The 11,067-nt window shown below is 31.2% G+C and carries 9 protein-coding genes and 1 pseudogene; 2 read left to right on the top strand and 8 right to left on the bottom strand.

Features of this window, described 5'->3' with window-relative positions; all coding sequences use genetic code 11:
* Positions 1 to 142: 142 nt before the first annotated feature.
* Positions 143 to 1,966, top strand: a complete 1,824-nt coding sequence (locus Q4517_RS15110; RefSeq protein ID WP_303511170.1) for a sodium:proton antiporter — start codon at positions 143 to 145, stop codon at positions 1,964 to 1,966.
* Here the strand turns inward: Q4517_RS15110 and dnaX are convergent.
* Positions 1,955 to 3,655 carry a DNA polymerase III subunit gamma/tau gene (gene dnaX / locus Q4517_RS15115; RefSeq protein ID WP_303511173.1) on the bottom strand — a complete coding sequence of 567 codons (1,701 nt, stop codon included), beginning with the start codon at positions 3,653 to 3,655 and terminating at the stop codon, positions 1,955 to 1,957. The two genes, Q4517_RS15110 and dnaX, sit on opposite strands and share 12 nt — an antisense overlap.
* A gap of 144 nt (positions 3,656 to 3,799) precedes the next feature.
* Here dnaX and msrA point away from each other — a divergent pair, with 144 nt between their 5' ends.
* Complete coding sequence (gene msrA / locus Q4517_RS15120) at positions 3,800 to 4,456, top strand: peptide-methionine (S)-S-oxide reductase MsrA (RefSeq protein ID WP_303511176.1); 657 nt, start codon at positions 3,800 to 3,802, stop codon at positions 4,454 to 4,456.
* Between the two features lie 69 nt (positions 4,457 to 4,525).
* On the opposite strand, the gene Q4517_RS15125 is transcribed toward msrA, so the two are convergent.
* The 7 genes and pseudogenes from Q4517_RS15125 to Q4517_RS15155 all read right to left on the bottom strand — a co-directional run.
* On the bottom strand, positions 4,526 to 6,820 hold the full coding sequence (locus tag Q4517_RS15125) for a TonB-dependent receptor (protein ID WP_303511178.1): 2,295 nt from the start codon (positions 6,818 to 6,820) through the stop codon (positions 4,526 to 4,528).
* Between the two features lie 51 nt (positions 6,821 to 6,871).
* Complete coding sequence (locus tag Q4517_RS15130) at positions 6,872 to 7,195, bottom strand: hypothetical protein (RefSeq protein ID WP_303511181.1); 324 nt, start codon at positions 7,193 to 7,195, stop codon at positions 6,872 to 6,874.
* Positions 7,196 to 7,273: 78 nt separating this feature from the next.
* Complete coding sequence (locus tag Q4517_RS15135) at positions 7,274 to 8,053, bottom strand: TerC family protein (protein ID WP_303511184.1); 780 nt, start codon at positions 8,051 to 8,053, stop codon at positions 7,274 to 7,276.
* 3 nt (positions 8,054 to 8,056) lie between these two features.
* Positions 8,057 to 8,473 (bottom strand): hypothetical protein, encoded by a 417-nt coding sequence (locus tag Q4517_RS15140; protein WP_303511186.1) that lies wholly within the window; start codon positions 8,471 to 8,473, stop codon positions 8,057 to 8,059.
* Positions 8,473 to 9,816, bottom strand: a complete 1,344-nt coding sequence (purB, locus tag Q4517_RS15145; protein ID WP_303511189.1) for an adenylosuccinate lyase — start codon at positions 9,814 to 9,816, stop codon at positions 8,473 to 8,475. The genes Q4517_RS15140 and purB overlap by 1 nt, the downstream gene beginning before the upstream one ends.
* A gap of 327 nt (positions 9,817 to 10,143) precedes the next feature.
* Positions 10,144 to 10,539, bottom strand: a complete 396-nt coding sequence (locus Q4517_RS15150; protein WP_303511192.1) for a hypothetical protein — start codon at positions 10,537 to 10,539, stop codon at positions 10,144 to 10,146.
* 2 nt (positions 10,540 to 10,541) lie between these two features.
* Positions 10,542 to 11,067, bottom strand: a pseudogene (locus tag Q4517_RS15155) (hypothetical protein); the annotation flags it as partial.

Raw genomic sequence — 11,067 nt, forward strand, 5'->3', positions numbered from 1 at the left:
CTCTATTATTAGAATGATTAATAATGAGCCTATGACCTGGAAACAAATAAAACAGAACGTAACTTAATAACTCAAAAAAATTAAATAAATATAAATAGGATTTAATTAAAAACTGTATTTTTAGTTTTTTTAAATATAAAATATGTTAGAACTAGCAGGGATAATTATACTTGGAATTTTAGCACAATGGGTAGCTTGGAGGTTTAAAATTCCAGCAATTTTACCTTTAATCTTAATAGGATTACTTGTAGGACCTATTGCAGCAGAGTTTTTTAATGATGATGGAAGTAAATGGATAGAGCCTGTTTGGGATGGTGAAAAAGGATTATTCCCCGGCGACGGGCTATATTATTTTGTATCACTATCTATTAGTATTATTCTTTTTGAAGGAGGATTAACCTTACGACGCGGAGAAATAAAAAACATTGGTCCTGTTATTACCAAATTAATAACCTTAGGATCGGCAATTACCTTTTTTGGAGGCGCTATAATCGCTCATTATGTGTTTGGTTTAAGCTGGGAGTTATCTTTTTTATTTTCAGGGTTAATAATCGTTACAGGACCTACGGTAATAACACCAATTCTTAGAAATATACCGCTTAAAAAAGATGTTTCGGCAGTTTTAAAATGGGAAGGAATATTAATAGACCCCATTGGAGCTTTAGTAGCTGTACTTGTTTTTGAATTTATAAGTGTAGGAGGAGGCGCAGGTTTTACAGGAACCGCTTTGTTAGAATTCTTAAAAATAATCCTTTTCGGAACCACTTTCGGGTTCACTTTTGCCCATGCTTTAATATTTATAATCAACAAAAAATGGGTGCCTCATTATTTACTAAACGTGGTTTCTTTATCTACTGTTTTATTAGTATTTGTTGAATCAGAGTTGTTTGCTCATGAATCAGGATTACTAGCCGTTGTGGTAATGGGAATGGTACTGGGTAATAGTAAACTAAAGAATTTAAAAGAGATTTTATACTTCAAAGAATCATTAAGTGTCTTATTAATTTCTATTCTATTTATTTTACTATCAGCAAATATTGACTATAAAGAATTAACATTATTATACGAGTGGAAAACACTGCTTTTATTTGCTTTAATTGTGTTTGTAATACGTCCGTTAGCAGTATTTTTAAGCACATCAAAGTCGAATTTAAAAACTAACGAGAAACTGTTTATTAGTTGGGTAGGGCCAAGAGGTATTGTTGCGGCAGGTATTGCTTCTTTATTTGGAAGTAAATTGTTAAAACAAGGAGTTGAAGGAGCTGAGTATATAACACCTTTGGTATTTATGATAGTGTTAGGAACTGTTTTGTTAAACGCTACTACAGCAAGATTATTTGCTAAATTAGTTGGTGTGTTTTTAAAGCGTTCAAATGCAATAATGATTGTTGGGGCTTCAGATTTAGCTAGAATGATTGCTAAATACTTAAAACAAAATCAAAGAAGAGTAGTATTAATTGATTCTAATATTGAAAATGTAGAAAAAGCAAAGGAAGAAGGGTTGGAGTCAATTGAAGTAAATATTTATGACGATCAACTTACAGATAATATTGAACTTAATGATGTAGGATATTTAATTGCGATGACAGGGAGTGATTCCATTAACAAATTTGTAATCTCGAATTTCTCATCAATTTTTGGAGAGCAAGGTGCTTATCGTTTAGCAACGTCACAAGAAGTTATTACAAAAGATTACGAAGATGAAGATCATTTATTTACGATAGAAGATGATTATATTAATTTAATGGAAGCTGTAAGAGAATTTCCTGAAATTCACGAAACAGTAGTTAATTCTATTGATGATTATAAGAAGAAAATTGAAGAAATTAATAGAGATCAAAAATCGATTCCAATTTTTGTTAAGAGTCAGAAGAATGAAATCTTATTAATTTCAGAATTTGAGAAAAAAGTAAAGAAAATAGAAGATTGGAAGTTGATTTACGTGGGGAAGAATTTAAACATCTAACCCAAAAGTATTCTTTAGTTTCTCAATCAACGGATTTTTTTCTTTTAGTTTGTCGTACTTCTCTTGAGGAGTATAGGCAAACTTTTTTTCTACTGTTTCATTTACAATAACATTGATTTGAATACCGTAATTATTTAGTTTCTCACGTAAAAAACGTAATAACTTAGGTTTTCCTTTTTCAAGTTGAGATTTCATTAAATCGTTAGGTAATGAAAAAACAATGGTAAAATCCTCTTGTAGTTTAGGTTCATCTGAAGCTAAAATAGCGGCTATACTTCGCTCTCCAAAATTCTGAAGTTGAAAATAATATTTTTTCCAAGCATCCTTTAACTCATCTTGATTAAAAGGAGTTCTAGGATGATTATCGTAGTTTTCCTCTACATCAACGTCGTTTTTTACTTCTTTCTTTTGCTGTAAACTCTTTAATGATAAAGCAGAGGTACGTCGTTTAATATTTTTTAAAACTGGTTTAGCAGGAGTTTCTTTTGCTGCTGAAGCTGTTACAGGTGTAGTTTCAACTTTTTTAGGGGTTTTTACAACAGCAGGTTTCACCTCAGTCTTTTTAACTGAAGGAGATAAAGAGGTAAAAAAAGTAGCAGGAATTATGTAGTTGCTAGATTTTTTTTTTGCTCCATCAAAAGTGATAGAGGCAATTTGCATTAAAGTAAGTTCTACCAATAACCGTTGGTTTTTACTTCCTCGATATTTCAAATCGCAATCGTTTGCTTTATCTATAGCAGGGAGCAAAAACTGCATACTAGCTTTAGAAGCTTGTTCTAAGTACTTCTTTTTTGTATTGTCTCCAACCTCAAGTAAAGCTATGGTAGCTTGGTCTTTTGCTACTAGCAAATCTCTAAAGTGAGAAGCCAAACCATTTATAAAATGATGTCCTTCAAACCCTTTTCCTAGCACCTCATTAAAAGCCATCAAAACTTCTGGAATTTTATTTCCAAGTAACAAGTCAGTAATGTTAAAATACACATCGTAGTCTAACACATTTAAGTTTTGAGTAACTGCTTCTCGTGTTAAGTTGCTTCCTGAGAAACTTACAACTCTATCAAAAATAGAAAGCGCATCACGCATAGCACCGTCAGCTTTTTGTGCAATTACATGCAAGGCATCATCTTCAGCAGTAATATTTTCTTTAGTACAAATGGTTTTTAAATACTCTTTAGCATCTAAAACACCAATACGTTTAAAGTCAAAAATTTGACAACGAGATAATATCGTAGGTATAATTTTATGCTTTTCTGTAGTTGCTAAGATAAAGATAGCATGTGCTGGCGGTTCTTCTAAGGTCTTTAAAAAGGCGTTAAAAGCAGCTTGTGAAAGCATGTGAACCTCATCAATAATATACACTTTGTATTTTCCTGTTTGAGGCGGAATACGAACTTGGTCAGTTAAATTACGAATATCATCAACAGAGTTGTTAGAGGCCGCATCTAATTCAAAAATATTGAAAGCAAAATCTTCATCATCAGTAGTTGCATCTTCTTGGTTAATACGTTTAGCCAAAATACGAGCACACGATGTTTTACCAACTCCACGAGGTCCTGTGAACAATAAAGCTTGTGCTAAATGGTTGTTTTGTATAGCATTTTCTAACGTATTGGTAATAGCTTGTTGCCCTACCACATCTTCAAAATTTTGAGGACGATATTTACGTGCCGATACTATAAAATGTTCCATTAAAATCTACTGTTTATGTAAACAAAAATAGAAAACACAGTGGCAACACGCAAACAAAATTCTTAAGGAAATATTAAAGTTGTAAACAATTGTAAAAATTATATTCTTTGTACGACCAACTAACATATAAACAAGACTAATTATATGAAGATATTTAAGGTAGTAACAGCAATTACAGCTGTTGTTTTAGCGGTAAGCTTATTAAGTTTCTCACAAAAAAAAGAAGAGAAGCAAAAAGAGGTATCAATACAAACATTCTCAGAAACCAAAGTAGCTTACTTTGCAAGTGGTTGTTTTTGGTGTGTTGAAGCTATTTTTGAAAGTGTGAATGGAGTAGAGGAGGCTGTATCAGGATATGCAGGAGGACACACTAAAAACCCAACGTATAAAACTATAGGAACTGGTAGAACAGGGCATGCAGAATCCGTAGCAGTATATTACAATCCGAAAAAAGTTAGTTTTCAAACATTAGTAACTGTGTTTTTTGGTTCACATGATCCAACAACCAAAAACGGACAACATCCTGATTACGGTTCACAATACCGATCAATAGCTTTTTATAAAACAAAAGAGGAAAAGCGGTTCATAGAAAATACGATTCAAAGATTGAATAAAGATGTGTATCAAGGGAAAATAGTTACGGAGGTTAAAAAGATGGAGAAGTTTTATCCTGCGGAAGAGTATCATCAAGACTATGAGCGTTTGCACCCAGAGAATCCGTATGTGCAAAAAGTTTCAATTCCTCGACTAAATCGGTTTAAACGCAAGTTTCCGGAATTGCTTAAAAAGGAAAAGCATTAAAAACTTTATTAAGTTAAAGTTTGTTTATATAAAAGCTCCCCAGCAACAGCGTTACTGGGGAGTTATTTTTTATAGAGTGAAGTTTATTCCTAAAACAATATTTCTACCAGGGTTAAAAATATTGTCAGGTTTTAATCTTGATAAGTGATTTATATATTTCTTATCTAAAAGGTTGTTAATTGCTAAAGATGTGGTAAAAGTATATTTACTAATAATAACATCTCCACCAATACCTAGATTAACCAAATTATAAGCAGGTGTTGCTGTTTCGAACTCACTAACATTATCTTGCTTAAAGAACGAGTGTAAGCTTACAGAAGCATAGCCATTAGGTAACCATTTTTCATTCGAAAATTCTGTTCTTAGTGTATTTTTTAAGGTGTTTGCAGGGATTAGTGGTAAATAGTTTCCGTTATCTTGTTTACCAATAACCGTTTCAAAACTACTTTCAAGGTGTAACCAATCTAAAGGGTGTGGGTGTAAGTGAAAACCAAATTCTCCACCGTATAATTTAGCATCTTCCTGTAAGTAAGTATAAACAGGAGCTTCATCTTCAATTTCACCAGTTGGTGATAAGTAAATATAATCGTTTAATTTATTGTAAAAACCATTAGCAAATAACTCAAAATGTTCAGAATTATAATCTAAAGAAAGGTCAAACTGTAAGTTTTTCTCATTAACTAGGTTGTTATTACCAACTTCAAAACGATTTGTACCGTGGTGTACTCCGTTAGAAGTTAACTCAGCAAGGTTAGGAGCCCTAAATCCGCTTGCAACATTTAAACGAGTTGTAACAGTATTAAAAAGTTTAGTTTTAGCACCAAAAGAAGCTGTAAAACTATTAAAAGACTTATCTATAGCTTCAAAAATATGTACTTCATCTTCATGTGCCACTTCGTGTCTTTCTGTAGTGATAGCTCTATTATCATAACGAATACCAGCTTGTAAAGAAGTATTGTCATTCAGTTCATAATTTGCTGTAGTAAATACACCAAAATCGTTTACAGTAGCGTTAGGAATTAATAGTTCTTCACCAAAGTTAGTATTGGTTTGATGTAAACCTTGAGCACCTATTAAAACTTCAAAATTTCCAAATTTAGGAAGATGATACTTTGTGTTGTAGCTAAACGTTTTTAGCTTCATGTTTAAAGCAGCTTCACCTTCTTCGTGATGCTCTTCATGTTCATGCTCTTCTTCATGATCATGATCTTCCTCACCTTCTTCGTGTTCCTCTTCATGCTCATGATGATCTTCAAATTCTTTACGGTTATTAAAGGTGTACCCTAAATCGATATCTAATTTTGAGTTTTTAAAGAAAATATGATTGTGTAAGCTTATAATATGATTGTCGATATCTTGATAAGGAGTTTCAAAATGAGTTTCTTTGGTTTGCTCTCCAATCCCTTCAGTTAACCCTAACTTAGAATTATTGAAGTTATAGCGTAACTCAGAAGAAAAGTTTTTTTCATGAAAGCCTACACCTAATTTTAAATCTTTTTCTTTAAATCGAGTATTTGTAACCCTATAGCTAGGTGTTTTGTAATCTGCATGTTGTGCATACGTTCCTCTAGCTAAGAATTGCCAATTTTTTAAAGAAGATGTTAGGCCAAGCGAAGTGTTTGTACCTAAAGTATTACTAAAATAACGCTGATTTACATTAAGTTTAGTAGTGTTTTCAGGAGCAAATTTTTCTGGTTGAATATATAAAACTCCACCCAAAGCATCTGAACCATATAAAAGCGAAGCAGGGCCTTTAATAACTTCAACACCAGCAACACCAGCGTCGTTAATACCTAAACCGTGTTCTCCACCAAATTGTTGATTTTCTAATCGAATACCTTGTGTGTACACTAAAACCCTGTTACCACTTAAACCTCTAATAACAGGTTTTCCAATAGATGTTCCAGTAGAAATTTGAGAAACTCCTGCAATATTTGTAATTCCTTCTGCTAACGTTGTAGCTCCTGTTTTTTGGATAGCTCTCGCCGAAAGACGCTCAACTTTCATTACATTTTCTGATTGTAATTTATTGAAAGGAGTTGAGATAATTACTTCATCAATTTTAAAAATAGATTCTTCTAAGTGAAGGTCAAAAGAGATGTTTTCATTATTAAAATTAAATTCTTTTGAAACAGTTTTAAAACCTAAGAAGGTAAAGTTAAAGGTAATTTTTCCGTTAGGAATGTTTTGTATGCTGTAGGTACCATTTTCGTTGGTTACAGTTCCTTTATGTAATTGTTCAGAGTATATTTCTACTCCTAAAAGTGGTTGGTTATCAGTGTCTGTAATTTTCCCTGATAAGTTGTTTTGTGCATATATAGCAGATACTCCTATGAATAATAGGAAGTTTATTAATTTCTTCATTAAAATGAATTTTACTGTTAACGATGTGTTTTGTTAGTTTTTATAACAATATTATGATACAGTAAAATATGGGGGTGCTCTAGAAGATCTTTTATCAGCATATATAAAAGAGATTAACTGAGGTTGCGTCTCGTAATCTAATTTGTAAAAGTGTTGTGGTACAACTGAAAAGTTCTCAGCTGTTTGATACGTAAATGTGTTTAAATGATAATTAGCTAAAGAACAATCAAGTTCTTGCGCGTGGAAGTGATGCTCACTAGTAGATGTACAAACAGTATGCTCATGATTTTCAAATAAGTGTATCGTTAAAACTACAGTTGGTAATAGTAGAATTAATATACTTAGTAAAGCAATATGTTTTTTTAGTTGAATCACAAGGAACAAAAGTATAAAAAATAAAACCTAATAGAAATTAACTATTAGGTTTTATTTTTTTATAGTCTTAATATTTTCTTAATGCTTTTTTGAATTCCCTCGCATTTTCATATTTAGCATTTCTACTACTAAAGAAAAAGTAATGGCAAAATATAAATAGGCTTTAGGAATACTCCCTATTTCTTCTCCAAAAAGAGTAGCATGCGATAAATGTGCTCCTTCTGCAATAAGCATGAATCCAATTAAGATTAAGAAAGACAATCCTAACATTTGAATGGTTGGGTGCTTGCTTACAAATTTTCCTACTGGATTTGCAAATAACATCATAATAACCATAGATAATACAACAGAAGTAATCATAATAACCATAGCACCTTCAATACCATTAGTCATTCCTACAGCTGTTAAAATAGAGTCAAAAGAGAAAACAATGTTAATTAACGTAATTTGTATAACAGCTTGCGTTAATGTGTATCCTTTTTTAGGCTTACCATCATTTTCATCTTCAGCATAGCCTTCAACTTTATGGTGAATTTCTTTAGTACTTTTATATAATAGGAATATTCCACCGGCAAATAAAATTAATGCCTGCCCAGTAACTCCAGCTTTGAACCAAGATAAATCGATGTTAAAAAAAGGAGAGTTCATAGCAATAAGCAATGAAATACCAAATAGCAGCAAAATACGAAGTACCATGGCTAAGAACAGCCCAATATTCGTTGCTTTTTTTTGTTGATTTTCAGGTAGCTTATTTGCAGCTATTGAGATAAAAATAATGTTATCAATACCTAATATAATTTCTAAAAAAGTTAAGGTTACTAAAGCACCCCACGTATCAGGTTGTAAGAAAATATCCATAGTTTATTGTACTTTATATACAGTTCCTTTTTGTTTAAAGTTAGAATAGCCAATTTTTGCGGTAAAACTATAAGAGCTATCAGTAACTTTAGTTATTTGAACAAATATAGGATCTTTATCTAAATCAGTTTTCGGATTTTTCATTCGCAGAGTATATGCGAAATTATTTTTCCATTTGATGTAGAGTGTATCTATATGCTTTATTTCTTTTTCAGTAACTAAGCTGTCAGTAGAAATACTTACTTTTTTAGTATACTCTTCTATTTGTAAGCTATCTTTTCTTACAATAGTTGTTTTTCCGTAGTTATCACCAGCAGGAATTTCAAATGTTCCGTGAACAAAACGTGTTGGGTCTCCTTTTTTCTCTGGAGTACATGAAATAGCTAAAAATAAAACTAAAAAAATACCTAAATATCTCATTATATACCTGTGTAATTAGATGGTGTAATTTGTTTTAATTCATTTTTAATCGCATCAGAAACTTCTAAAGTATCAATAAAATTAGCGATAGAATCTTTGTTGATTTTTTCGTTCGTACGCGTTAACCCTTTTAACGCTTCGTATGGATTTGGATACGCTTCACGACGTAAAATAGTTTGAATAGCCTCAGCAACTACCGCCCAGTTATTTTCTAAATCTTCAGCAAATTTAGCTTCGTTTAATAATAACTTGTTCAATCCTTTTAAAGTAGAAGCAAAACCAATTAAGGTATGTCCGAAAGGAACTCCAACGTTACGTAATACCGTACTATCCGTTAAATCACGTTGTAATCTTGAAAGCGGTAACTTAGCAGATAAATGCTCAAAAATTGCATTGGCAATACCTAAGTTTCCTTCAGAGTTTTCAAAATCGATAGGGTTTACTTTATGTGGCATTGCAGATGAACCTACTTCTCCTTTCTTGATTTTTTGCTTGAAATAATCGTTAGAAACATACGTCCAAACATCACGATCTAAATCAATTAAAATCGTATTTACACGCTTTAATCCGTCGTATAAAGCTGCCATGTGATCGTAGTGCTCAATCTGCGTAGTAGGGAAGGAGTGGTGTAAACCTAACACTTCTTCAACGAAATGAGTTCCGAAGTTTTTCCAATCGATATCTGGATACGCTACTTTGTGTGCATTGTAATTACCTGTAGCTCCACCAAACTTCGCGGCGTGTGGTGTGTGTTGTATGTGAATAACCTGATTGTTAATACGTTCTACAAATACAAAAAACTCTTTTCCTAAACGAGTAGGAGAGGCTGGTTGCCCGTGAGTTCTTGCTAACATTGGTACGTTTTCCCATTCTTCTGATAAATCAGCTAACTTACAAACTAAAGTATCTAAAGTAGGGTAGTATACTTCATCCATCGCATCTTTAATAGATAATGGAATAGCAGTATTGTTAATATCTTGAGACGTTAATCCGAAGTGGATAAATTCTTTATATTTCTGTAAGCTTAAAGCGTCAAACTTCTCTTTAATAAAGTACTCAACAGCTTTTACATCGTGATTGGTAACGCTTTCAATTTCTTTAATTTTTTGCGCGTCTTCCGTAGAAAAAGCTGTGTAAATTTTACGTAAATCAGCGTATAAATCTTTGTTGAAATCAGCTAACTGAGGTAATGGAATTTCACATAAAGCAATGAAATATTCAATTTCTACCTTTACACGATATTTTATTAAAGCTTCTTCTGAAAAATAGTTCGCTAAGCTTGCTACTTTGTTACGGTATCTACCATCAATAGGAGAGATGGCGTTTAATTCTGTTAAGTTCATGTTTTGTTGTTGTGTTGAAAGGCACAAAAATAGAAAATACTTCCCTTTTTTTAGAGATAAACTACAGGAATTTTAGTACTTAAAAAAGATTTCTTATTTAGACGCAAAGAAGTATATAGAATTTTGTTTGTGATAACCAAACTAAAAACTTTTTTCTAAAAATATTTTCACACAATCATTTGTTTAGTCTCACTATAAAAGAAAAAAGCATTAAAGTTTCACTGAGTGGTATTAAGATTAAAAATAGATACCCAAATAATGGTACCTATTTTTAATCTTAATAAGAAAAAAGTATTTACTATGAATTAATATTTAGAAATCTTTATATTAATTGTCTATTGACATAATTAAATCAAACTCTATAAAAAGATTTTCTTTTTTAAGAAAATAGATGTTTTTCTTACTGAGAGAAGATAAAAAGTTAAAAAAAATATAATCGTCAAGTTTTTTTTTATTATACACTTTAGATTTTCTCAGTAGTTTTTTTAAACAATGAATTTTTGAATAAGTTTTTAAATTAGTATATGTTTTTTTCTCTAAAAAGAACATATACTCTGAATCATTATCTTCATCATTTATAAAATACTTATATTCTTTTGTTATTGGGTTTTGAACTTTCTTTAAATATCTATTATCATATTTAATAAATAAAGTGTCTTGTTTTTGTTGTGCTTTCACAAGAAAGGAGCTTGTTAGTAGCAAAATAATAAATAGATTTTTCATGATTATTGTGGGCAGTTTTTTGTTAAACTATGAGAATATGTATTAAGTGCTTTTTTTAAAGCTTCTTTTTTAGTAGCAGACAACTTTGTATATGCTTGGACGTCGTGACCCTTTAACCCTTGCCAAGCCAAAGCTTCGTATAAATTGTCGAGTGATTTGGTGCCATCTTGTGACAAATAATTGTACTCTCTTAATAAAATAGTTTTGTGTATTTCTTTTAAAGCTTTAGTCATAGAATTTACATATAATTTCGCCATACTTTCATGTTGCTTTTCTCTTTTATATTTTTCGTATGTTTCTTTAAAATCTTTTACTTCAGAATTGTTTTTTTTATCTTTTGTATTTAATTTTCTAAACATATCTGCATGAATATACTCATGCAATATAGTCCTAATACCAGACAATACAGAATTATTAGAAATTTTGTCTGCACTAATTTTAATATGAATAATTTGACTTATTAATTTAAAATCTGTATTTTTTTGCTTTAAAATACTGATAAATGGAACAATTTGAAGGTAAAAACAT

Source organism: Tenacibaculum sp. 1_MG-2023 (assembly GCF_030547425.1).
Taxonomy (GTDB): domain Bacteria; phylum Bacteroidota; class Bacteroidia; order Flavobacteriales; family Flavobacteriaceae; genus Polaribacter.